We start from the raw sequence: 23,336 nt of genomic DNA, 5'->3' as shown, positions 1-23,336 counted from the left end.
GCAGCGCGGCATGTTTCAGTCCGTTAACGGGGCGTCAATTCGGATAGGGCTGGCCTGAGGAGGCCTGGTTGCCCAGGACGATGGTGGTCACCCACAGTCCGCCATTCGTCACGGGTCCCGTGAACTTGAATAGCGAGGCGCCCGAATGTGCCTGGTCCGGCACATTCGATGCCAGGGAATTGAGCCCCGAGGTCGTGAAGGTGCACGAGGTTTCTTGTCCAACTGCATTTTGTTCCGCGTTCAGCACCGGCGTGGCGCCATTGAACAGGGACAGGCCGCAATTATCCATTTTGGAACCGTAGGTGGCAGACTGCGTGTAGTTGAAGGTCACCACGCCGTCCAGCAGGGTGGCGGCGGGGAGGGATGACAGTTTCGCCGGCGTGATGCCGGTGAGCGTGGCAAACAGGCTGGCCTGGTTGGCCCTGGCAAAGGCTTTTGACAGCGGTACGGCATTGATCTGGAACGGGAAGGCGCTGACAGGGCCATTCGGCGTTTTCAGGGTCCAGACATATACCTTGCCCGGCGCGACTTTCGTCTCGTCGATGCAAGCCGTGCCGGCGCCCAGGCCCGGCGTGTTGGCGGGCAGGCTGGCCAGGTCCTGGCAGCTTTGAATGGCTTCCGCGTTATTGTAGAAAGCGCTGGCGGCGCCATTGCTGTCGGCCACCCGCATATGGGTGTAGCCGGTCGCTGGCAGGATCAGCTGCAATTTGCTGCCGGCCGTGCCGGGTAGTTGGAAGTCGCCAAACGTCGTCAGGCCCGGTCCCCGCACATCGATCTTGTTGATGGCGGGATTTTCCTGCAGCACGGTGTCGAGTTCCACGTGCGCGGCCCATTCGCGCGCAAAGCTGGCCGTGCCCGCGCCATCGACACTGCGCTGGATGCGCGCATTCATGTGCATGTCCAGGTGGCCGCTGCCGGCCAGTTTCCAGCCGCCGGCGCAGGCACTGGTGTCGCTGGTCTTGACCAGTTTCCAGTTGAGCATGCCCGCGTCGCCGCCTATGCGCAACTGCACCCATGCACTGCTCGGCTTGCCTGCGGTAAAGGTGATGGCCGTCGCCCCGGCGCCAAGGCGATTGCCGATGAAGTCCGCGACGCGCGTTGTCGAGGTGCTGGACGAGGAAGTCAGTGTGGCAATTTCATCCGTGCTCAAGGGCTGCATGTTGACGCTGGCCAAGCCCAGTACTTCGATCATCAGCCCCGCATGGGCGGCCTGGTCCGTGCTGGTCAGGGCCGACACGATGTCCGCCTGGCCCACCCCTGCCCCCAGATTGAAGGTGCTGTCGATAAACGGCGACACTGCCGCCGTCGACGGTACGACGAAGTCCGTCTTCGGATACAGCGCGCTGAGCGAGGCCATGCAGGCGCGGATTTCCGGCAAGACGCTGGCTGCGGCGCTCGCCTTGGTCAGGTCGGCATCCGATGGCGGTGTCGCCGCCGGTATCGTCGCAGCGCCGCCGGCGGCGGCAGGCAAGGTCACGCTGCCCAGCGCGCTGTTGGTGGCAATCAGGGTGACGGTCGCCATGGCGCCTTGCGCTTCCGCAGGTGCGACGAGGATCTGGTCCAGCACGGCGTCCATGCCCGTGCCGTTGGCAACAAAGGCGCCCGTCAGCGGATTGGCATTGCCGGTATTGATGGGTTTGATCATGGCGATGACGGCGGCCACGGCCGCATCGAGCCGTTGCTGGGTCGCCGCCGTGGCCAGCGCCGTGGTGCAGGCGGCCGAGACCGTATTGGCGACGGGTGCGCAGACGGTGGCCAGGGCCGTGCCGCCGGGCTGGCCCGACGCCGTGGAGACGATCAGGTCCGTCAGCGGCGTGATGTTGACGGTTTGCCCCGCCGCGGTGGCGATGGAATTGAGCGTCACTTGCTTGCCGCCGGACGTGCCGGTGATACTGAGGAAAAACGGCGCCGTCATGCCGGCCACATCGACCGTAAAGGCTCCGCCGGCGCCGGTGTTGACCGCCACGGACACTTTGCCCTTGCTGTCGATGGCCACGACGCTGCCCGCGACGGGCGCGCCGACGGCTGCCGTGCCGCTGAGCGTGGTTGCCAGTACGACGGGGGGAACTGGTGGCGCCGGGTCGGCGGGGGTGCTGCTGCCGCCGCCACAGGCGGCCAGCATGAAGGTGATGGTGCAGGCGGCAGCCAGCGGCAATAATAGGTGCAAATTCTTTTTCATGACATCCCCTTGGTATTTTTTTTGGAATTACTGCCAGTAAACATTCTCAAAATTTTCCATGAATTGCAATTCATTTTTCATGGATGCATTGATAATGACTAAGAAGAAATAAACCTGTCGGTTTTGCGCCGCAGTCAGAAAATAAATGTGATGAAAGATGCAAGTGAGCGGAGCGGGTCGGCCCGTGAAAAATAGGGGAGGCCGTCAATTGTGAAATAGTGCCGCCACGCCCTTTGCCATTCTGCAAAGCCCTGCTATAATCTTGTCTTAGGCGGCTGTAGCTCAGCTGGATAGAGTACTTGGCTACGAACCAAGGGGTCGTGGGTTCAATTCCTGCCAGCCGCACCAGAATATCGGGGATCAGATTGTATAATCTGATCCCCTTTTTCGTTGTCCGGACGCTTTATGCCGCCACTCTGGTGGCGTGCCGGTATTGCTGGCGGAACGCGCGCGGCGTGACGTGCCTGGCGGCGCGGAACTGGCGGTTGAAATGCGCAAGGTTGCGATAGCCCGCCTCTTGCGCGATGACGGCGATGGCGAGATTGCTCTCGATCAGCTGTTGGCAGGCGCGGCCGATGCGCAACCGCGCCAGGTACTCGCCCGGCGTGCAATGCGCGTGGCGCTTGAAGCAGCGGTGGAAAGCGCCCAGCGACAGGGCCGCCTTCTGCGCCAGGCTTTCCAGTGCGATCTCTTCCCGGAAATGCGCGTGCATGAAATCAAACACGCCGGCCATGCGCTTGTGCTGCCCATCGGGCAGCGGCGCCTGCGCCATCGAGGCCAGCGGCCGCGCGCCCGTATCGCCCGCCAGGTCCAGCAGCACGTTGAGCAGCAGCGGCAAGCGCTGCGGCACGGGCAGGGCATTCAGTTGCAGCAGTTTATCTGCGCTGCGCGCGCTCGCTGCCGGCGAAAAGTGCAGGGCAGGGCCGGCCCGGGCCGCCAGTTGCCGCAAGCTGTGCAACTCGGGAAAACAGGCCGCCAGCTGCTCCACCCATTCCAAGGAAAACCACACGACAACGGCCAGCATCGGCTGCGCGCCGTCGATGCGCTCGCTGGCCGACCACGTGTGCGGCAAATTCGGCCCCAGCAGCACCAGGTCGCCCGGCTCGAAGTCGCCCAGGTGGTCGCCGATGTAGCGCTGTCCCCGCGCATTGACGGTCAGGGTCAGCTCGAATTGCGGGTGGTAATGCCAGAGGAAGGGAATGGTGTCGAGTTCGCGCCACAGCAAGCCCCAGGAGTGGCCTGTTGGTATCGTGACTTGTTCGAATAAAGGCGTCATTCTGACGTTTGAAGCGGATGAATAGTCAGGATAGTATCAGTATTGGCCGCTCAGCGCGCATTTCATGGCGCCGTGCCATCGCACAATCTGTCTCACACCAACACAGGAGACAGCCATGCAAGACAAATATCAATACGGCGAAGACCGTCCCGGCAACCCGTCCGTGGCCTACACGGAACAGACGCAGTTGCGCGACATCGAGAAACAGCTGCCCCTGCGCGTGCTGTCCGACAGCGAATTTTTGCACTGGCAAACCTACGGTTATGTCATCGTCAAGGATGCGGTGTCGCCGGAACAGGTGCGGCGCACGACGGATTTCCTGTGGGAATTCCAGGGACTGGACCAGCACGATCCTGCCACCTGGAACCGGGACCAGCTGCGCGACCACGCGATGAAGGAACTCAACGGTTCCGGCATGGTCGAGGCCTATCACAACCAGACCCTGTGGGATAACCGCCAGACCCAACGGGTATATGACGCCTTCGTCGACATCTGGGACCGTGAGGATTTGTGGGTGACCATCGACCGCGCCAACCTGAACACGCCGAACCATGGCAAGCGCAAGTTTGGCGGCTTCATCCACTGGGATGCGGACACCACGCTCGACCCGCTGCCCGTCAACGTGCAGGGCGTGCTGGCCCTGTCCGACACCTCGCCCGAGAGCGGCGGTTTCCAGTGCTATCCGGAACTGTTCAATAATTTATTGAGCTGGCGCAAGACCGTGCCGGCGGATCGCAACCCGTGGCAGCCGGACTTGGCGACGGTGCCGTATCCGATGCAATTCATCGCCATGAAGAAAGGCGAGTTGTTGATCTTCAACAGCCTGCTGGCGCACGGCATCCGCCCGAACACGTCCACGGACCAGGTGCGCCTGGCGCAATATATTTCCTTCACGCCCGCCCAGGAAGACAATCAAAGTCTGCGCGACTGGCGTGTGCAAAGCTGGCGCGAGCGCAGCGCGCCGCAGGGCTACGCGTTTCCCGGCGACCCCGAGGAAAAGGAAAAGCTGCGCTATCCGCAGGCGTGTTTGACTGCGCTGGGCGAGCAGATCCTCGGCGCGCGCGACTGGTAAGCCACGTTCTGTCCGCCAGTCTTGCCTGCCGGATAGACAATTGCGGGTAAATGCACGATCATGGTTCGACTTGCCATCGACCGAGGAAACGCATGAGTATCATTACCTGCATCGAAGACTTGCGCGTGCTGGCCCAGAAACGGGTGCCGCGCATGTTTTACGACTACGCCGATTCCGGTTCCTGGACGGAATCGACGTACCGCGCCAACAACAGCGATTTCGCCAAGATCAAGTTCCGCCAGCGCGTGGCCGTCAACCTGGAAAACCGCAGCCTGGCCTCGACCATGGTCGGACAGGCGGTTTCCATGCCGGTGGCCCTGTCGCCGACGGGCTTGACGGGCATGCAGCATGCGGATGGCGAAATTCTCGCCGCCCAGGCCGCTGAAAAATTCGGCGTGCCGTTCACCCTGTCGACCATGAGCATTTGCTCGATCGAAGACGTGGCGGCGAACACGACAAAACCGTTCTGGTTCCAGCTGTACGTGATGAAGGACCGCGAATTCATCAACCGCCTGATCGACCGCGCCAAGGCGGCCAAGTGCGGCGCGCTGGTATTGACGCTCGACTTGCAGGTGCTGGGCCAGCGCCACAAGGACTTGCGTAACGGCCTGTCGGCGCCGCCGAAACTGACGATTTCCAACATCATCAACATGGCCACCAAGCCGCGCTGGGTGGCGGGCATGCTGGGCACGAAGCGGCGCGGCTTCGGCAACATCGTCGGCCACGCCACGTCCGTCTCGGACATGTCGTCCTTGTCGGCCTGGACGCAGCAGCAGTTCGACCTGAGCCTGTCGTGGGCGGACGTGGAATGGATCAAGCAGCGCTGGGGCGGCAAACTCATCATCAAGGGCATCATGGACCCGGAAGACGCGCGCCTGGCCGTCAACAGTGGCGCCGACGCGCTGATCGTCTCGAACCACGGCGGACGCCAGCTCGACGGCGCGCAGTCGTCGATCGAAGCCTTGCCCGCCATCGTCGACGCCGTCGGCAGCCAGATCGAAGTGCACATGGACGGCGGCATCCGCTCGGGCCAGGACGTGATCAAGGCCGTGGCCCTGGGCGCCAAAGGCGTGTACATCGGCCGCCCGTTCCTGTACGGCCTGGGCGCCATGGGCGGGCCGGGCGTGACCAAGTGCCTGGACATCATCCGCAACGAACTCGACCTGACGATGGCCTTTTGCGGCTTGCGCGACCTGCAACAGGTGGACAAGAAAATCCTGCTGCCGGGCACGTTTTAAGCCGTCACGCGCACGAGCGTAAAACCTTCCGATGCGGCGGGCGGCACGAAGTGGCGCGTGATGGCGTCAAAATCAGCGTCGCTGGTGGAGAACGGGTGCAATCCGCTGGCATTGCGCTGGCGCAAGCGCGCCTTGCATTCGTCGTCCGTCACGTCGAGGTAATGCAGCACGTGCGGCGTGCCCGCCTGCTGGAACAATTCGCGCATCCAGGCGCGGCTGGCCGGTGTATTCGCGGGGAAATCGAGGACGACGGATACGCCCGCCTGCAGCATCTGCAGGGCCAAAGGGGCGATGGCCGCGCGCAGCCGCGCCGCGCATGCCGCGTAGTCGGCCAGGCTGGCGATCTGGCCCGGATACAGCTGCGCCAGCAGACTGTCTTCGCTGATGCGCACGGTGTGTGGCGCGCAGGCCAGCCGGGCGGTCAACGTGGATTTGCCGGATGCAATCTTGCCGCACACGAGGTGCAAGGTGGGGGAAACAAAGCCTGCGAGACGCCAGATGAAGCAAAGCCGCCTTGCAGGCGGCTTGGTCAATGTCATTCCTGCCTAGCCACCATGGTTTGAATGGTGGCAATAATCGATGACAGGGGCGGGAATGGCGATTGCATGGCTGAACGATGCCATGGAATGGCTGGCGCTGTCAATTGCTGATGCGCGTCCATGGCTCGCGGAATGTGGCCGCATCGAGCGGCCGCGCATGCGGGTCGTCCGGCTGGAACAGGCCGCCGATCAGCATATCCTGGATGGCGCCCGTGAAACCGCCGTAGGGAGAGGCGCGGCCCCACTGGCGCCGTGTGCGGGCGAAGACGACGGCATCTTGCTGCGCGGCCAGTTGCGCCAGCGCAGCCTGCAAGGTGGCGGCCGCCTCTGGCCCCATGTCCGTGGCGATGGCGCACACCAGGCGCTGGCCGAATTGCAGGGGCTTGCCTGCCAGGCCCAGCAGCGATTCGTTGGCCAGCGCGAGGAACAGGTCGGGCGCCTGGTCGTCTTTTTCGCAGAGGGCCCAGGTGGGCGCCCACGCTTCCAGGGTCATGAAGCGCGCTTGCGTCGTAGCCGCCGTGTGCGTCCACTTCGCGTGCGATTTGGCGTCCCAGCCCAGGCGTCCAAACGCAATCGGCTTGCCCTTGGGATTGTATTGATGGCTGCGCACGCCGGCCTTGCCCCGCGTTTGCGCGATGAGACCATCGAGGCTGGCGGCAAACGGCGTCCATTGCGCCGCATTCCACAGCGGTGCCGCATCGGGCGCGGCCAGCAGCAGGAACACTTCGTACTCACGGGAAAAAAACGTCATGTGGATTCGTTATGGTTGCAGTTGAGATATGGCCGCCCTCTGGCTGGGGCGCAGCAGGTAGACGCCATACAGGCACAGGGGCAGCACGGCCAGCAGGGCGATAGTCGGCAGGATGGAGGCGCCGTCTTCGGCCGGGTTCGGCAAGGTGGCCGTTACCAGCGCGTAGTCCCATAGTCCATGCACGAGGACCATGGGCCATACCGAGCGGGTGCGCAGGCGGATGGCAGCATAGCCGACGCCCTGCAGGGTGGCGGCGACGGCTTGCCACAGGGCGCCGCTGACGTCGCCCGTGGCCAGGCCGTTGGCCAAGTGGGCCAGGCCGAACAGCGCCGATGACATCAGTACGGCGGGCCAGACGGCGTAGCGGTCCAGCATGCCCTGCAGCAAGATGGCGCGGAACATCAGTTCTTCCGAGATGGCCACCAGCGCCGCATTGCATGCCACGATCAGCAGCACGCGCGGCTGCGGCCAGCCGCCGGCCCAGGCCAGCAGCAACATCAGCAAAGCATACAGCAGCGGCGGCCAGACCAGCCACGTGGTTTTCCATGGCTGCGGCGCACCCAGGCCCGCTTCGCGGCGCCGGCTTGATGCCAGCAGCAGCGCCAGTGCGAACACGGCGGCCAGCGCCCACGACAGGCCAATACGGCCGGTGACGGCTGCGCCCGGCAAGGCGTAGCCGGCCGCTTCCAGCCAGCGGCCGCCCATGCTCAGGCCCAGCCAGATGGCCAGTGCGCCGATGGCGAGCGGCATGGTGAGGTGGATTCTAGGGATGGACATGGTCGGCTTCGGTGTGTGCTGCTTCTTTTACTGCATGCATGAGCGGATCATGAAGTTGCATCTATGATATGGAGAAACATTGCCATAGTACATTAGAAGCCGCGCTGCAAAGTTGCCACATCATTACAATTGCATGGAATAATAAGCATTGCCCGTCTCAACCTTTGATTGGAGTTGTATGGCCTACGCGAAAATCCTCACCACTGCACGCCTGATCCTGCGCAAGCCGCAGCCATCCGATGAAGCGCACTTCTACGCCATGCATGCCGACCCCGAAGTGATGCGCTATTTCAGCGAACCGCCATGGCAGGATGCCAGCATTGCCGCGCGCAAGCTTGCCGAGGACATCGCCGCTTTCGAGAAAGAGGAATTCTTCCGCTTCGCCGTCACGCTGAAGGCGACGGGCGAATATATGGGCAGCTGCAGCCTGTTTTCCGAGCACCGCCAGAACCGCCGTGCCGAAATCGGCTATGCGCTGGCGCGCCCGCATTGGGGCAAGGGCTATATGCAGGAAGCCCTGTCGGCACTGCTGGAATACGCCTTCGTCGAGCGCGACTTGAACCGGCTGGAAGCCGATATCGACCCGCTCAATACGGCTTCGGCCAGCGCTCTGGAACGCCAGGGCTTCAAGCAGGAAGGTTTCCTGCCCGAACGCTGGATCGTTGGCGGCCACGTCAGCGATACGGCCCTGTACGGCTTGCTGCGGCGCACGTGGGAAGCGCGGCGCAAGGACGCCGCGTGAGCCACCGCGGGAAGCCGCGATTGCCGCTCACCGATCATCCCCTGGTGACCTTGCGCCACCTGGAACGTAGCGACGCGCCCGCCTGGTATGCCTACCTGGCCGACCCTGTTGTCGTCGAGCACACGAGCTGGGACTTGCGCAGCATCGACGACTTGCAGTCCAATTTCGATGACTATGCATCGGCCCAGCCGTCCTCGCCCATCCGCCTGGCCGTGGTCCTGCGCGACGGTGGCCGGCTGGTGGGTACCATCGGCTTGAATGCCATTTCCCCGCAGCACCGCACGGCGGAAATCGCCTATGACCTGGCGCCTGCTATCTGGGGCCAGGGTGTGGCCACGGCCATTGTGAACGCTGTCGTGGACTGGGGTTTCCAGCGTCTGGGCTTGCTGCGCATTCAGGCGACCGTACTGGAGAGCAATGTACGTTCGATCCGCGTGCTCGAACGCTGCGCTTTCGAGCGCGAAGGTTATCTGCGCTGCTACCGGCAGATTCGTGGAAGATCCGGTAACTTCTGGCTGTATGCGCGCATTGCCGACGTTCCACCAGTGGCAGGCTAAGCATCCCGCTGGCAACGCAGCACAGCTATGACGTGGTACGGCGCCCGGGATGGCGTACTGGCTGGCGCAGGAAGCCAGGCAATTTGAGCCTGGCAGCACGTTGGGCTGCAGCGAACGCGAGCGTCCCGACGAGATCGGTTTCCTGGCGCGCGGCCTGGAAACCACTTTTGCCGAACTGCAGGCGGTGTTGCGGCGCGAACAGGCCTTCGCGCGCCACGTCAGCCACGAACTGCGCACGCCGCTGCCCCTGATGCACAACACCCTGGCGCTGGCCCATGCGCAGCTGATGATGTTGCTCATTAATAATTGCCTGGCGCATGCGCCGTTCCATGTCGACCCCGCCATCGCCGTTGACGCCATGCTAGCATGGCGGCCATCGCTGCAGTGCTATGCGGCAAATCAGGGAAGGGGGAGCACGGTGGCAATGTCAGAGGCAGGTATCGCGGCCATGGCCGAGGCAATCTTCGCCAAGCCCGGCGCGGCCGTGGCAGAAGCGTATTCGGCGCCGGAACGGGAAACGCTGCATTTTCACTCGCCTGCCGAGCTGTGCGCGTATGCGGCCAGGCTGGAGGCCGAAGGCGCCAGCGAGGTGCTGCTGGCCGTGCATTACCCGGACATGGGCGGACACTTTGCTCCGCGCCGTATCGCGCTCGACCCGGCCAAGTGCGATGGCCTCACTTACCGTTACGTATGCGAAGGCTGGGGCGTCATCCGTGTGTATCTGCGCTTGTCCAACGGCAAGGGCCTGGACTCGAACGTGGGCGCCAATTCGCAGAGGCGCGCGGAAAAATGGCAGCGCCATTACCCGGCATTCGGCCTGACCGACGCCTGGGATTGGGATGCCGTGGGTCGCCACGAACGCCGGCTGATTCGCGTGTTGAAAAAGGTCGCCGCACAGGAGGGCCAGTCATGACGGAGCTGATGCGTATCAACCCCGCCGCCATCTTTTGCCGCTCGCTGGCGCAGTTGTCCGCCATGCTCGACAAGACGGGTACGGCGCCGCAACTGCTGGCGGCGCGTTTGCACCCGGACATGCTGCCGTTCGCCCAGCAGGTGCGCGCGGCCGTGAGCTTTTCCCTGCGCGGCTGCTGCCCGCTGGCGGGCCTGGACGTGGCCGATTTCAGCGCCGCCGCCAGCCTGCAGGAACAGATCGCGCAGACCATGCGCTACCTCAAGACGATCCCCGCGGAGCGCTTTGACGGGCCGCTTGACCGCCTCTGCCGCGACCGCGCCGGCTTCGCCGACATCGCCTTGCCGGCAGGCGAGTATTTGAATCTGTACATCCTGCCGAATTTCTACTTTCACTTCGGCATGGTGTATGCGATCGCGCGCAGCGCCGGCGCGGCCATCGGCAAGGGTGATTTCGACGGTTATCACGCATATGCGCCCGGTTTCAGCTTTGAGCGATCTACCGCGCCATAGTTCCTACAAGCCCGCTTCTTTCCATGAGGACAAACCGAGCCGCTTCAACAGCCGGCCCGACAGCCCGCAACTCCAGCAACTGATCTGGATTTGCCGCTGCCGTGCGGGCGCCGTATGCCAGGCTTGCTCTGCGTAGTCGAGCAGGGCCTCGCTGAGCGGGGAGGCGTCGGCTGTCGCAGGCAGGCGTGTCATCAGTTCAAACACGCCATGGGTGGTCTCCCTGATCTGCAGCAAACCGGTCAGCAAGGCGCGCAGCACGGCGCCGTCAATGGAACCGCTCGCTTGCGTGAACCGTTGCTGCCAGGATAGGCCGCGAACGCGCCACAGGGCCAGCAGCGCGGGCACGTCGGCGGACTGCAGTTGCCCGATCAGCTCGTCCGCATCGAGAAACAGGTCGAGGCGCTCGTATTCATCGTCGTCCAGTCCCAGCAGTGCATCGAGTTCCTGCAAGTCGCTCATGCCACCACGTTCACGGGCGCCCCGCGTTCAAACGCTTCCACGTTGCCGATCAAGATGTCGGCCAGCTTTTGCATGGCCTCGCCACTGGCCCAGGCCGTGTGCGGCGTGAGGATGAAGTTGGGCAGGCGCAAATTGAGCAGCGGGTTGTCGGGCGGCGGTGGTTCCTTCGATAACACGTCGAAGCCCGCGCCGGCGATCACGCCACGGGTCAACGCATCGGCCAGCGCCGCTTCATCGACCAGGCCGCCCCGCGCCGTGTTGATCAATAGCGAGGTCGGCTGCATGCGCGCCAGCTCTTGCTCTCCGATGATGTTGCGCGTCTTGTCCGTCAAAGGCAGATGCAGGCTGAGCACGTCGGAGCTGGCCAGCAGTTCGTCAAAACTCACTTCCTTTACGTCGTCTTCCTGGATCGGGGAACGGTTGTGGACGATCACCTGCATGCCGAAGGCGCGCCCCAGCTGGGCCACGGACTTGCCCAGCGCGCCGTAACCGAGCAAACCCAGGCGGCTGCCGGCCAGGTCGCGGATCGGGTGGCCGAACAGGCAGAAGCGGTCCGATGCCTGCCACAGGCCCGCTTCCACGTCCGCGCGATAAGCGACCAACTGGCGGCGCAGGGCCAGCATCAGGGCCAGCGTATGCTCGGGCACGGTGGCGCGCGCATAGTCGCGGATATTCGCCACGACGATGCCCCGTTCGCGGCAGGCGGCCAGGTCGAGGATATCCGTGCCGGTGGCGGCCACGGCGATCATTTTTAAATCCGGCAACTGGGCCAGCTCGGCTGCGCGCAGCGGCACCTTGTTCGTGATGGCGATCGTGGCGCCTTGCAGGCGGGACACCGTCTGTTCGCTGCCCTTGGTGTGCGCATACTCTTCCCAGCTGTGCGCAAAGGCGGGCGGACGCACAGTGGCGATCAGGCTGTCGCGGTCGAGGAAGACGATGCGGTGGGACGATGTGCTTGCTGCGGTCATGGCTGGGCCTCGGTCTGGGCGGCACGCGCGGGAAGATTGCTCTTGCCCTTCAGTTGCGTGGCCGGGTGGTTGGTAAACATGTCGGCGACCCATTCGACAAACACGCGCACCTTGGCGGACAGATGGCGGTTGGGCGGATAGATCACGTGGATGGGCAGCGGGTCGGATTCCCATTCATCGAGCAATTCCACCATTTTGCCCTGTTCCATCAGCGGCGCAAGCATGAAATGCGTCATTTGCACGATACCCAGGCCCGCCAGGCCGGCCGCCGCGTAGGCGTTCGAGTCGTTCAGGGCGATATGGCTGGGCATGGACATCTGGATGCGTTCGCCCGCGCGCGTGAAATCCCAGTCAAACGTTTTGCCCGTCTTGGCGGAGAAAAAATTCACACCCCGGTGCTGCGCCAGGTCGTTCGGGTGCCGCGGCGTGCCGTACCGCGCCAGATAGCCGGGCGCGGCGCAGGTGATGAAATGCAGCACGCCGACACGGCGCGCGATCAGGTTCAAATCGCCCAATTCTCCGCCGCGCACGGCGCAGTCGACGCCTTCCTCGATCAGGTCGACGGGACGGTCGCTGCAACCGAGTTCCAGCGAGATGTCCGGGTAGCGGGCAAAAAAATCGGGCAGGGCGGGGATGATCAGTTCGCTGGCCAGGGCCGTGGGCGCATCCACGCGCAGCCGCCCGCTGGGACTCAAGCGCGTGCGCGACAGCGATTCCTCGGCCTCGCGCACGTCGGACAGGATGCGCACGCAGCGCTCGTAATACGCCGCGCCGTCCGAAGTAATGCTGACGTGGCGCGTGGTACGGTTGAGCAACTTGACCGACAGGCTCGCTTCCAGCGACTGGATCAGGGTCGATACGGTGGCTTTCGGCAGCTGCATGTTTTCCGCCGCGCGCGTAAAGCCGCCCGCATCGACGACTTGGATGAAAACTTCCATGGCTTGCAGCTTGTTCACTTGATTCCTTATCATGTTATGCGCGATTGTTCGTAATCCTGAACAATCAATTCGTCATTGCACTCTTTATCAGATTGTAGATCAAGTCTATAGTTGTTGTACTGCAGCATAAATGTGATGCCGCAGGAAGTACAACAGGAGAAATATCATGGGTCATCGGAATGGAAACTTTGCAGTATTCGCCCTCGTGGCGAGTGTACTGGCTTTGGCCGCGATGGTATCGACGGATGCATATTCACTGGCGGCGCAAAGCGAAGCCAGCGGGTATAGCGCCCTGACCCATGAAGTGGGCGGCGTCGCCCTGTTGTGCCTGAACGACACGGTGCTCGATGTTGCGGTGCAGCCGGTGGTGGCGCAATGAGCGTTGCCGACACCGCGGCCGAGCTGGCACCTGGCCAGGCGCTGAAGATACGCGACATCGAGGTGCAGGGCGCGCAGGATGCGCTCGCCGCGCGCGTCTACACGGCCGGCGTGCCGGGCGCCAGGCAATCGAGCCTGATCGTCTTCTTCCATGGTGGCGGCTTCGTTGCCGGCGACCTGGAGGACGCGGACGACTTCCTGCGCTGCCTCGTGCTGAGCAACCCCGACCACGTGGTGCTGGCCGCCAACTACACCTTGGCGAAGGTGCGGCCATTCCCCGCCGCTGTGGAAGACGCGCATGCCGTGCTGTTGTGGGCGAAAAAGAACAAGTCCAAGCTGGGCTGGACGGGCAAGCAGATGGTGGTGTCGGGCATCGAAGCGGGCGCCAACCTGGCCGCCGTGTGCGCCATGATGTCGCGCGACCGGGGCGGACCGCCGCTCGCGGGCCAGGTGCTGATCATGCCCATGCTCGACCCCGGCCTGTCGACCTGCTCGATGCGCAGCTTGCCCAGTTGTCCCGACCTGGCGGAAGTGGCCGATCAATGCGCCGCCGCCTACCGTGGCTACCTGCCGAATGCCGCTGACCGTACCCATCCGTACGCGTCGCCATTGCAGTCGAGCCGCCTGAAGAACCTGCCGCCAGCCTTGATCCTGTCCAGCGAAGATGATCCATTGCGCGACGAAGCTGAACAATACGGCAGCAAACTGATCGCCTGCGGCATCAAGACCACGGTGCGCCGCATGGCCGCCGCGCCGTTGCAGGATGCCGGTGCCCGCAACGAGTGCGCCTGCAAGGTGCAGGTATTGAGTGAAATCGCCAGCTTTGTCGCTGGACTGGGGCAGGAGCCCGAGTCATGAAGCCGCCATCTGCGGCACCGCAAAAAAACTTACACTAACTAGTTTACTTTTTGAGTTTCGGTTGCTACACTACGCAGTGTAGTTCCCATCTTGTCTGCGTTGTGCGCTCGCACAGCCAGCTTCGTCGTCCCCGTCCGCTTTTAACCCGCTGGCGGCCTGTTTACCTTTGATCGAGCGCCGTCGGGCGCCATGGCACCACTTTTCACTTTGTCAGTTGGGTTGCTTCCTGCCGCCCATACCATTAGAAATTTTCATAAAACAGGGAAATAAAATGAAAAACGTTCAACAATTTTCCACTCTGCTGAAGCCCCTGGCTGCCTCGCTCGCGCTGGCAGGACTGGTGGCAGTAAGCCTGGCCGGCTGCGATTCGGCCAACAGCAAGGTGCCCGACGCGCCAGCAGCCGGCGGCCCGCCCATCTCGGCCGCCGCCGTCATTGAAAAACAGATCACGGAAACGCAGGAATTCTCGGGCCGCCTGGAAGCGATCGAGCGCGTGGAAATCCGCTCGAGAGTCGGCGGCTTCATTACCGCCGTCAATTTCAAGCCGGGCAGCGAAGTCAAAAAGGGCGAGGTGCTGTTCGTCATCGATCCGCGTCCGTTCCAGGCTGAAGTCTCGCGCGCCGAAGGCACGGCAGCTTCCGCCCGCGCCAAGGCGGAACTGGCCAAGCTGGAACTGTCGCGCGCTGAAAAGCTGCTGGCTGAAAAAGCCATCGCCCAGCGCGAATTCGATGAAAAGGCCTCGGGCCTGAAAGAGCTGGATGCGAACGCCCGCTCGGCACAAGCCGCGTATGAAGCGGCCAGGCTGAACCTGTCGTACACGCAGGTGCAGGCGCCGATCAGCGGCCGTGTCAGCAAGGCCGAAATCACCGTCGGCAACCTGATCGACGCTTCCGCCATCCTCACTTCCGTGGTGTCGACGGACCGCATCTACGCCAGCTTCGACGGCGATGAAGATACCTATCTGCGCGTGGCCGGCACGGCGCAAAAGGGCACGCCCGTCACCGTCAAGGTGGGCCTGGCCAATGAAACGGGCTTCCCGCATGAAGGCAAGCTGGAATTCGTCGACAACCAGCTCGACCCGGCCACGGGCAGCGTGCGCATGCGCGCCACCTTCGCCAACGCCGAGCGCCAGCTGGTGCCTGGCCTGTTCGCGCGCATCTTGCTCGACGGCGGCAACGGTCCGCAGGCGCAAAGCACGGCCCTGTTGATCTCCGACCGCGCCGTCGGCACGGACCAGAGCCGCAAGTATGTCTACGTGGTGGGTGCCGACAACAAGGCCGAGTACCGCGCCGTCAAGCTGGGCCCGAACTCGGACGGCTTGCGCGTGGTGCGTGAAGGCTTGAAAGCGGGCGAAAAGATCGTCGTCAACGGCTTGCAGCGCGTGCGCCCCGGCGCACCGGTGACGCCGCAGATGGTGGCCATGGATTTCGATCCGACCGCGCCCGTCGCCCCCGCAAAACCTGAAGCAAAAGACGCCAAGATCGCCGCGAAAGCCGCATCGACTTCCAAGGAATAAACATGAATTTTTCCCGCTTTTTCATCGACAAGCCGATTTTCGCGGCGGTGCTGTCGATCGTCATATTCGTGGCCGGGCTGCTGTCGATATTCGGCCTGCCCATCTCCGAATATCCGGACGTCGTGCCGCCATCCGTGGTGGTGCGCGCGCAATACCCGGGCGCCAACCCGAAAGTGATCGCCGAAACCGTCGCCGCGCCGCTCGAAGAGCAGATCAACGGCGTCGAGAACATGCTTTATATGTCCTCGCAAAACACGTCCGACGGTTCGATGATGTTGACCGTGACCTTCAAGATCGGCACCAACGTCGAGCAGGCCGAGACGCAGGTGCAGAACCGCGTGCAGCGCGCCTTGCCGCGCCTGCCCGAGGAAGTGCGCCAGATCGGCGTGACGACCGTCAAATCGTCGCCGAATCTGACCATGGTGGTGCACCTGGTCTCGCCGAACAAGCGCTATGACGACATGTACCTGCGTAACTACGCGGTGCTGAACGTCAAGGACCAATTGGCCCGTCTGCCCGGCATGGGCGACATCCAGATCTTTGGCGCCGGCGACTATGCCATGCGCATCTGGCTCGACCCGCAAAAGGTGGCGGCGCGCGGCATGACGGCCAATGACGTCGTCGACGCCATCCGCGAGCAGAACGTGCAGGTGGCTGCCGGCGTGATCGGCGCCTCGCCAGCGAAGAACTCGGAATTCCAGCTGACCGTCAATACCCAGGGCCGTCTGCAGACGCCCGAGGAATTCGGCGCCATCATCGTGCGCACCAATGCCGACGGCGCCATCACGCACCTGAAAGACGTGGCGCGCGTGGAAATGGGCGCCAACAGCTACTCGCTGCGTTCGCTGCTGAACAATAATCCGGCCGTCGGCATGGGTATTTTCGAAGCGCCGAACGCCAACGCGCTGCAATTGTCTTCCGACGTGCGTTCCAAGATGGAAGAGCTGAAAAAAGACTTTCCGCAAGGCGTGGAATACCGCATCGAGTACGACCCCACGCAGTTCGTGCGCTCGTCCATCGAAGCGGTGATCCATACCCTGCTCGAAGCGATCGCCCTGGTGGTGCTGGTGGTGATCATCTTCCTGCAAACCTGGCGCGCCTCGATTATTCCGCTCTTGGCCGTTCCCGTGTCGATCGTCGGTACCTTTGCCGTGATGCTGGGCTTCGGCTTCTCGATCAACACGCTGTCGCTGTTCGGCCTCGTGCTGGCCATCGGTATCGTCGTCGATGACGCCATCGTGGTGGTGGAAAACGTCGAGCGCAACATCGAGGAAGGCCTCTCGCCGCGCGACGCCACCATTCAGGCCATGAAAGAGGTCAGCGGTCCTATCGTCGCCATCGCCCTGGTGCTGTGCGCCGTGTTCGTGCCGATCGCCTTCGTGCCGGGCCTGTCGGGCGAGTTCTACCGCCAGTTCGCGCTGACCATCGCCATTTCGACCGTGATCTCCGCTTTCAGCTCGCTGACCCTGGCGCCGGCCCTGTCGGCCGCGCTGTTGAAACCGCACGATGCGCCGAAGGATGCGCTGACGCGCGGCATGGACATGGTCTTCGGCCGCTTCTTCGCCTGGTTCAACCGCTTCTTCGGCCGCGCTTCGCACCGCTATGAAGCGGGCGTGAAGGGTGTATTGGGCCGCAAGAGCGCCTCGCTTGGCGTGTATGCGCTGCTGGTCGTCGCCGCCATCTTCACCTTCAAGTCCGTGCCGGCCGGTTTCGTGCCAGCGCAGGACAAGCAGTACCTGGTGGGCTTTGCGCAATTGCCCGACGCCGCTTCGCTGGACCGCACGGAAGATGTCGTGCGCCGCATGTCCGATGTCATCAAATCGGTGCCCGGCGTCGAATCGACGATCGCCTTCCCCGGCCTGTCGATCAACGACTTCACCAATGCGCCGAACGCCGGCATCGTCTTCGCTACCCTGAAGCCGTTCGACGAACGCACTACCAAGGAATTGTCGGGCGGCGCCATCGCGGCCGAGATCAACAAGCGCCTGGGCGGTATTCAGGACGCCTTCATCATGGTCTTCCCGCCACCGCCGGTCAACGGCCTCGGTACCATCGGCGGCTTCAAGATGATGATCGAAGACCGTGGCAACCTCGGTTACGACGCGCTGTACAACGCCACCCAGGCGCTGGCCGCCAAGGCCTACCAGACGCCGGAACTGGCGGGTGTGTTCTCGGGCTACCAGATCAACGTGCCGCAGCTGTTTGCCGACGTCGACCGAGTGAAGGCCAAGCAGATGGGCGTGCCGCTGGCGACCATCTACCAGACCTTGCAGATCAACCTCGGTTCGCTGTACGTGAATGACTTCAACCAGTTTGGCCGCACCTACCAGGTGCGCGTGCAGGCCGATGCGGCGTTCCGTTCGCATGCGCAGGATATCGCGCAGCTGAAGGTGCGTAGCAACAAAGGCGAAATGATCCCGCTGTCGTCGCTGATGCGCGTCAAGGATAGCTATGGTCCTGACCGCGTTCAGCGCTATAACGCTTACGCCGCAGCCGATTTCAACGGCGGCGCCGCCCCTGGCGTATCGAGCGGCCAGGCGCAAGCGGCGCTGGAACGCATCGCCAAGGAAGTGCTGCCGCAGGGGATTTCGTATGAATGGACGGAGCTGACTTATCAGGACATCTTGTCCGGCAATACGATGATCTATGTCTTCCCGCTGTGCGTGCTGCTGGTGTTCCTGGTACTGGCCGCCCAGTACGAAAGCTGGACCCTGCCGCTGGCCGTGATCCTGATCGTGCCGATGTCCATCCTTTGCGCCTTGCTTGGCGTGAAACTGACCGGCGGCGACAACAATGTGTTCACCCAGATCGCGCTGTTCGTGCTGGTGGGGCTGGCGTCGAAGAATGCGATCCTGATCGTGGAATTTGCCCGCGAACTGGAAGAGCATGGCCGCAGCGTCGTGCAAGCGGCGCTGGAAGCGTGCCGCCTGCGCCTGCGTCCGATTCTGATGACGTCGATCGCCTTCATCATGGGCGTGGTGCCCCTGGTGTTCTCGCACGGCGCCGGTTCGGAAATGCGCCATGCCATGGGCGTGGCGGTGTTCGCCGGCATGCTGGGCGTGACCTTCTTCGGCCTGTTCCTGACGCCCGTGTTCTACGTACTGCTGCGCACCCTGGCGCAGCGTTTTGAGAAAAAACCAGCCGCCGCTGCCGCCAAGCCAAGCGCTGCGCCAGTGCTGGACCTGGAAGGAGATATATATTGAAAACCAAGGAAATCATCGGGCGCGTCAAGCCCGTCTTGAGCGCCATGGCCGCCGCCGTGCTGCTGGCCGCCTGCGCGGCGCCGGAGTTCAAGCAGCCGCAGATCGAGACGCCGACGGCGTTCAAGGAAGCGCAAACCTTGCCGGCCGTGCAGACGGCGGCCGATGGCACGCGCTGGAAGCAGGGCGTGCCCGCCGAGCGCCAGGCGCGCGGCGAATGGTGGCTGGCATTCAATGATCCGGCCCTGACCAGTCTGATTAATGAGGCCACGCAGGCGAATGCCAACCTGGCCGTGGCCGCCGCCCGCGTCAAGCAGGCGAGGGCGATTGCCGGCATCGCCGAAGCGGACCGCATCCCGCAAGTGGGCGTCAACGTGGGCGGCCAGCGCAACCGCGCTTCCGCCGTGTCGCTCGGCTTGCCGAACGGCGCGCCGGTGGCGGCGACCAATGTCTACCAGGCCAGCCTGACGGCCAGCTACGAAGTCGATTTGTTCGGCCGCGTGGCATCGAACGTCAGCGCCTCGCGCAGCGATGCGCTGGCCGTGGAAGCGACTTACCGTTCCGTGCTGTTGTCGCTGCAGGCCGACGTGGCGCAAACCTACTTCCAGCTGCGCGCCACGGATGCCGAACTGGCGACATTGGCCCAGACGGTGCGCCTGCGCGAGGAAAGCGTGCATGTGAACCAGCGCCGCTATGACCTGGGCGACATCGGCGAATTCGATTTGTCGCGTGCCCGCACGGAGCTGTCGACGACGCGCGCCGAGGCCATCGGCCTGCAGCGCCAGCGCGCCACCGGCGAGCATGCGCTGGCCGTCCTGCTGGGCAAACCGGCCGCCAGTTTCACTGCGAGCGTCAACCCGCTGCAAGACAGCGGCTTCCTGCCCGTGATCCCGGCCGGCATGCCGTCGTCCCTGCTGGAGCGCCGTCCCGACATCGCGTCGGCGCAGCGCACCATGGAAGCGTCGAATGCGCGCATCGGTGTGGCGAAATCGGCCATGTTCCCGGCCCTGACCCTGAATGCGTCCGGCGGCGGCGCGTCCGATACCTTCTCGGACATCTTCAAGTGGAGCAGCCGCTCCTGGCTGCTGGGCGCCCTGATGTCGATGCCGATCATCGACGGTGGCCGCAACAAGGCGGCCGTGAGCCGCAGCGAAGCGCAGCTGGAAGAGTCGGTGGCGACGTATCGCCAGAGCGTGCTGGTGGCCTTCGCCGAGGTGGAAGACAACCTGGCCGGCTTGCGCATCCTGTCGGGCCAGACGCAGCAGATCGACGAAGCCGTCGTTTCGGCGCGCCGTTCGGCCGACCTGGCGCAAAAGCTGTACGACGCGGGCCGTTCCAGCTACCTCGATTTGCTCGACGCGCAGCGCAACCTGGCGGCCATCGAGCGCAATGCCGTGCAATTGCGCGGCAACCGCGCCGTCACCACCGTGGCGCTGATCCGCGCGCTGGGCGGCGGCTGGGGCGAAACGGAGCCGCAGGTCGCGGCCAACTAGTTTCCCGGCACCGCGGGCTGGAGTGTCCGGCCCGCGGCAAGGGATGCCTATCGAGAACGGCGTCGTGCGCTTGCATGGCGCCGTTTTTTTCACCCGGTGCTGATGCCGAAATAAATACACGAAAAAGCGGACGAAAAAAAGACAGGGAAAACCCTGTCTTTTTGGCTTGCGCGGGCGCGATTACTTGGCTGGCGCTGCTGCCGGTGCGGAAGCTGCTGGTGCGGCCGGAGCTGCTGGCGTTGCCGCTGCCGCTTTTTTCGCCTTGTGATGCTTGGCTTTCTTGTGCGTCGCAGGCTTGACGGCGGCGGCCGGCGCTTCGGCCTTGACGACTGGGGCGACGACAGGAATCGGTGCCACTGGTGCGACTGGCGCGACGGCTGGCGTCTGGGCGAAAGCGGCGGTGGCGAACAGGCTGGCGATCAGGGTGGCGATAACTTTTTTCATTTTAAGATCCTTGGTATATGTGGTCAGTCAGGTGTGTCGGAATTACTTGGCTGGTGCTGGGGCTGGTGCAGCGGCGGTGGCCGATGCCAGCTTTTCGTCAGCCTTGGCTTTGGTTTTCTTGGCCTTGTGGTGCGCCTTGGCTTTCGTGGTGGCCGCTTCCGCTTTGGCGCTGGCGACGTCCGTTTTCGCGGCGACGACGGCTTTCGCTTCTTTCGCATCCGCTTTGACGACCGTTTGCGCTTCCTTGGCGTCCGCTTTCACGACGGCCTTGGTATGGGCCGCTTCCACTTTGGCGGGCACCGAGGCTGCTGCGGTAGCATGCGCTGCCGGAGCTGCCGGGGTTTGGGCGAAGGCTGCGGTTGCGAACAGGCCGGCGATCAGGGTAACAATTGCTTTTTTCATGGTGCAGTCCTCGGTGGTGGTTTGTCTGGTATGTCTGTTGGTGGCGGGATGATTCCCGTGTCACTGAGCATAAAACGCGCCCCCGGACGCTTGCGTTGACGCTCATTACAAACGCTTACATCTGCGTTGCATCCGCCTTCAGGATGGCTTTGAGGATGTCTTCCGAACGGCGCTGTCCATAACCCTTGCCATACGCGCTCGATGCGATGCTGACGACCATGCGGCGCGCCGGTATCACATAGATCTTGTTGCCGCCATTGCCCGAGGCGAAATGCACGGCGATCTTTTGTCCTCCGATGTCCTGCGTCTTCGCGTACCAGAAATAGCCATAGCTGTCGGCGTAGCGGTCCACGGCGCCGATGGTCACGCGCGGTGCCAGCGCGGTCTTGATCCATGCCGCATCGATCACCCGTCGGCCATCGACCACGCCGTCGTCGAGCACCATCTGGCCAATCTTCGCCGTGTCGCGCGCGCGCAGCGACAGATTGCCCTGTCCTTTCGGGTGCTTGGCCACGTCGCGGCCCCAGCTCCAGCGCGTGATGCCCAGCGGTGCGAACAGCACCTTGGCGGCGTAGTCTTCCAGGTCGGCGCCGCTGGCGTTTTCCACCACTCTCCCCGCGATGTAGGAACCCAGCGAGTTGTAACGGTAGATGCTGCCCGGCTTTGTTGCTGCCGGCACGCCGCGCACGAAGGCGGCGGGATCGGGCGCGGCATCGAGCTTGTCTTCATTGCCCGGCGACTGTTCGTCTTCATCAAAGGCCGCCAGGCCCGAACGCATGGTCAGCAAGTCGTCGAGGGCGACCTTGCCGGCCGGGCTGCCAGTTACTTCGGGCCAGTACTCGCCCACGGTTTTTGTTGTCGCCAGCTGGCCCCGTGCCACGGCGGCGCCCACCAGCAGCGCGGTGATGCTCTTGCCGGCCGAACGGATGTCGTGCAGGGTGTCGGCCGTCTCGCCGTTGTAATAGCGTTCGGCGACGATGGCGCCATCGCGCAGCACGACGACTGCGCGCAAGTCGCCATGGCTGTCGCCGTCCTGGGCTTGCAGGGCTTGCTCCAGGGTGGCGGGGGTGTCTTGCGCGCTGGCGGCGCAAGGCAGGCACAGGGCGGCAATCAGGAGCAAGGGCAGGTGGCGCATGGGCTGGGCTTCGTGGCAATCGTCGGAGTGCCAGTGTCCCTCATGTGCGTCGTTTTGTCGCGCGCAAGCTGGCCTGTTCGATGAAGTTTGCATGAACGAGCGCCATGCAAAAAGGACAGCCGAAGCTGTCCCTGGTAGTGCAGGCGAAGAGGCCACGCTAGCGCAGACCCGGCGGACGCGCTCCCGTGGCTGTGTTCGCGATTACTTCGCTGATGCTGGCGTTGCCGGAACGGTTTCTGCCGCTTTCGCTGCATCCGCTTTCACTTTGGCTTTGCTGGCCTTGTGATGGGCCTTGGCCTTGGTGGCTTTGGCATCGGCCTTGGCGCTGGCGACATCGGCTTTCGCATCGGCGGCGACAACCGCTTCTTTCGCGTCGGCTTTCACGACAGCCTTGGTTTCCTTGGCTTCAGCCTTGGCCACGGCTTTCGTGTGGGCCGCTTCCGCCTTGGCCGGAGCCGAGGCTGCCGGGGCGGCAGGGGTTTGAGCGAAGGCTGCGGTAGCGAACAGGCTGGCGACGAGGGTGGCGATAACTTTTTTCATTTTATTTTCCTGGCAAGTGGTAAGTGATGGTGTGTCGATTACTTGGCTGCTGCTGGTGCTGGAGCAGGTGCAGGTGCTGCAGCGCTGGCCGAAGCCAGTTTTGCATCGGCCTTGGCCTTGGTGTGCTTGGCTTTGTGATGCGCCTTGGTTTTGGTGGCAGTTGCTTCCGTTTTGGCGCTGGCCACTTCCGTCTTGGCGGCGACGACGGCTTTCGCTTCTTTGGCATCGGCTTTCACGACGGCTTTGGTGTGGGCCGCTTCCACTTTCGCAGGAACCGAGGCTGCCGGGGTGGCAGGAGCTGCTGGCGTTTGAGCAAAGGCAGCGGTAGCGAACAGGCCGGCGATCAGGGTAGCGCTCAGGTTGAAAATGCGTTTTTTCATGGTGCAGTCCTCAGTGGTGGTTTGTCTGGTATGTCTGTTGGTGCCGGGATGATTCCCGTGTCACTGAGCATA

General features: G+C 63.4%; 24 protein-coding genes and 1 tRNA gene. 12 read left to right on the top strand and 13 right to left on the bottom strand.

The genetic code is table 11. The features are described from left to right. Positions 1–34: 34 nt before the first annotated feature. Positions 35–2,179, bottom strand: a complete 2,145-nt coding sequence (locus O0882_RS16430) for a hypothetical protein (protein ID WP_289949630.1) — start codon at positions 2,177–2,179, stop codon at positions 35–37. Between the two features lie 271 nt (positions 2,180–2,450). Between O0882_RS16430 and O0882_RS16425 the strand changes: the two genes are divergently transcribed. Further along, positions 2,451–2,527, top strand: a tRNA-Arg gene (locus O0882_RS16425). Between the two features lie 55 nt (positions 2,528–2,582). Here the strand turns inward: O0882_RS16425 and O0882_RS16420 are convergent. Continuing rightward, positions 2,583–3,455, bottom strand: coding sequence for an AraC family transcriptional regulator (locus tag O0882_RS16420; RefSeq protein WP_289949628.1), 873 nt, complete (start codon positions 3,453–3,455; stop codon positions 2,583–2,585). A gap of 115 nt (positions 3,456–3,570) precedes the next feature. Between O0882_RS16420 and O0882_RS16415 the strand changes: the two genes are divergently transcribed. Then, on the top strand, positions 3,571–4,527 hold the full coding sequence (locus O0882_RS16415) for a phytanoyl-CoA dioxygenase family protein (RefSeq protein ID WP_289949626.1): 957 nt from the start codon (positions 3,571–3,573) through the stop codon (positions 4,525–4,527). Positions 4,528–4,619: 92 nt separating this feature from the next. Then, a complete protein-coding gene (locus O0882_RS16410) occupies positions 4,620–5,765 on the top strand; it encodes an alpha-hydroxy acid oxidase (protein ID WP_289949624.1) in 1,146 nt (381 codons plus the stop codon). Here O0882_RS16410 and O0882_RS16405 read toward each other — a convergent pair. From O0882_RS16405 to O0882_RS16395, 3 genes are all read right to left on the bottom strand, one after another. Continuing rightward, positions 5,762–6,304 carry an ATP-binding protein gene (locus tag O0882_RS16405; protein ID WP_289949622.1) on the bottom strand — a complete coding sequence of 181 codons (543 nt, stop codon included), beginning with the start codon at positions 6,302–6,304 and terminating at the stop codon, positions 5,762–5,764. The two genes, O0882_RS16410 and O0882_RS16405, sit on opposite strands and share 4 nt — an antisense overlap. Before the next feature lie 100 nt (positions 6,305–6,404). Next, complete coding sequence (locus O0882_RS16400) at positions 6,405–7,055, bottom strand: hypothetical protein (RefSeq protein WP_289949621.1); 651 nt, start codon at positions 7,053–7,055, stop codon at positions 6,405–6,407. A 9-nt stretch (positions 7,056–7,064) separates the two neighbouring features. After that, the gene (locus O0882_RS16395; protein WP_289949620.1) at positions 7,065–7,832 is read right to left on the bottom strand and encodes a CPBP family intramembrane glutamic endopeptidase; all 768 of its coding nucleotides are present in this window, start codon (positions 7,830–7,832) and stop codon (positions 7,065–7,067) included. A gap of 178 nt (positions 7,833–8,010) precedes the next feature. Between O0882_RS16395 and O0882_RS16390 the strand changes: the two genes are divergently transcribed. From O0882_RS16390 to O0882_RS16375, 4 genes are read left to right on the top strand one after another with little or no spacing between them, the layout of a single operon-like run. Next, complete coding sequence (locus tag O0882_RS16390; protein WP_289949618.1) at positions 8,011–8,574, top strand: GNAT family N-acetyltransferase; 564 nt, start codon at positions 8,011–8,013, stop codon at positions 8,572–8,574. A 20-nt stretch (positions 8,575–8,594) separates the two neighbouring features. Next, complete coding sequence (locus O0882_RS16385) at positions 8,595–9,131, top strand: GNAT family protein (RefSeq protein WP_289949617.1); 537 nt, start codon at positions 8,595–8,597, stop codon at positions 9,129–9,131. Positions 9,132–9,180: 49 nt separating this feature from the next. After that, positions 9,181–10,044, top strand: a complete 864-nt coding sequence (locus O0882_RS16380) for a hypothetical protein (protein ID WP_289949615.1) — start codon at positions 9,181–9,183, stop codon at positions 10,042–10,044. Next, positions 10,041–10,553 (top strand): DUF1993 domain-containing protein, encoded by a 513-nt coding sequence (locus tag O0882_RS16375; RefSeq protein ID WP_289949614.1) that lies wholly within the window; start codon positions 10,041–10,043, stop codon positions 10,551–10,553. Before O0882_RS16380 ends, O0882_RS16375 begins: the two co-directional genes overlap by 4 nt. Positions 10,554–10,556: 3 nt before the next feature. Here the strand turns inward: O0882_RS16375 and O0882_RS16370 are convergent, their stop codons facing one another. The 3 genes from O0882_RS16370 to O0882_RS16360 are packed head-to-tail and all read right to left on the bottom strand — an operon-like array spanning position 10,557 to position 12,936. Further along, positions 10,557–11,012: a hypothetical protein gene (locus tag O0882_RS16370; protein WP_289949613.1), complete on the bottom strand. Its 456-nt coding sequence runs from the start codon at positions 11,010–11,012 to the stop codon at positions 10,557–10,559. Next, a complete protein-coding gene (locus O0882_RS16365; RefSeq protein WP_289949611.1) occupies positions 11,009–11,980 on the bottom strand; it encodes a D-2-hydroxyacid dehydrogenase in 972 nt (323 codons plus the stop codon). Before O0882_RS16365 ends, O0882_RS16370 begins: the two co-directional genes overlap by 4 nt. Next, on the bottom strand, positions 11,977–12,936 hold the full coding sequence (locus O0882_RS16360; protein WP_289949609.1) for a LysR family transcriptional regulator: 960 nt from the start codon (positions 12,934–12,936) through the stop codon (positions 11,977–11,979). The genes O0882_RS16365 and O0882_RS16360 overlap by 4 nt, the downstream gene beginning before the upstream one ends. A gap of 148 nt (positions 12,937–13,084) precedes the next feature. Here O0882_RS16360 and O0882_RS16355 point away from each other — a divergent pair, with 148 nt between their 5' ends. From O0882_RS16355 to O0882_RS16335, 5 genes are all read left to right on the top strand, one after another. Continuing rightward, the gene (locus O0882_RS16355; protein ID WP_158301236.1) at positions 13,085–13,297 is read left to right on the top strand and encodes a hypothetical protein; all 213 of its coding nucleotides are present in this window, start codon (positions 13,085–13,087) and stop codon (positions 13,295–13,297) included. Next, a complete protein-coding gene (locus O0882_RS16350) occupies positions 13,294–14,154 on the top strand; it encodes an alpha/beta hydrolase (protein ID WP_071076623.1) in 861 nt (286 codons plus the stop codon). Before O0882_RS16355 ends, O0882_RS16350 begins: the two co-directional genes overlap by 4 nt. Positions 14,155–14,425: 271 nt before the next feature. Then, positions 14,426–15,670 carry an efflux RND transporter periplasmic adaptor subunit gene (locus tag O0882_RS16345; protein ID WP_289949603.1) on the top strand — a complete coding sequence of 415 codons (1,245 nt, stop codon included), beginning with the start codon at positions 14,426–14,428 and terminating at the stop codon, positions 15,668–15,670. 2 nt (positions 15,671–15,672) lie between these two features. Then, positions 15,673–18,873 carry an efflux RND transporter permease subunit gene (locus tag O0882_RS16340; RefSeq protein ID WP_289949602.1) on the top strand — a complete coding sequence of 1,067 codons (3,201 nt, stop codon included), beginning with the start codon at positions 15,673–15,675 and terminating at the stop codon, positions 18,871–18,873. 44 nt (positions 18,874–18,917) lie between these two features. Next, positions 18,918–20,363, top strand: a complete 1,446-nt coding sequence (locus tag O0882_RS16335; RefSeq protein WP_289949853.1) for an efflux transporter outer membrane subunit — start codon at positions 18,918–18,920, stop codon at positions 20,361–20,363. A gap of 180 nt (positions 20,364–20,543) precedes the next feature. On the opposite strand, the gene O0882_RS16330 is transcribed toward O0882_RS16335, so the two are convergent. From O0882_RS16330 to O0882_RS16310, 5 genes are all read right to left on the bottom strand, one after another. Beyond that, positions 20,544–20,807 carry a hypothetical protein gene (locus O0882_RS16330; protein ID WP_289949601.1) on the bottom strand — a complete coding sequence of 88 codons (264 nt, stop codon included), beginning with the start codon at positions 20,805–20,807 and terminating at the stop codon, positions 20,544–20,546. Between the two features lie 42 nt (positions 20,808–20,849). Next, the gene (locus tag O0882_RS16325) at positions 20,850–21,209 is read right to left on the bottom strand and encodes a hypothetical protein (protein WP_289949599.1); all 360 of its coding nucleotides are present in this window, start codon (positions 21,207–21,209) and stop codon (positions 20,850–20,852) included. A 115-nt stretch (positions 21,210–21,324) separates the two neighbouring features. Beyond that, positions 21,325–22,344 (bottom strand): serine hydrolase, encoded by a 1,020-nt coding sequence (locus O0882_RS16320; protein WP_289949596.1) that lies wholly within the window; start codon positions 22,342–22,344, stop codon positions 21,325–21,327. A gap of 201 nt (positions 22,345–22,545) precedes the next feature. Continuing rightward, positions 22,546–22,884, bottom strand: a complete 339-nt coding sequence (locus O0882_RS16315; RefSeq protein WP_289949595.1) for a hypothetical protein — start codon at positions 22,882–22,884, stop codon at positions 22,546–22,548. A gap of 38 nt (positions 22,885–22,922) precedes the next feature. Continuing rightward, entirely contained in the window at positions 22,923–23,264 is a 342-nt protein-coding gene (locus O0882_RS16310) for a hypothetical protein (RefSeq protein ID WP_289949594.1), read from the bottom strand. Positions 23,265–23,336: the final 72 nt, after the last annotated feature.

This window comes from Janthinobacterium sp. SUN073, from assembly GCF_030397665.1.
Classification (GTDB): domain Bacteria; phylum Pseudomonadota; class Gammaproteobacteria; order Burkholderiales; family Burkholderiaceae_D; genus Janthinobacterium.
The sequence above is the reverse complement of the archived record's forward strand: the minus strand, read 5'-3'. Positions and strand labels throughout refer to the sequence as shown.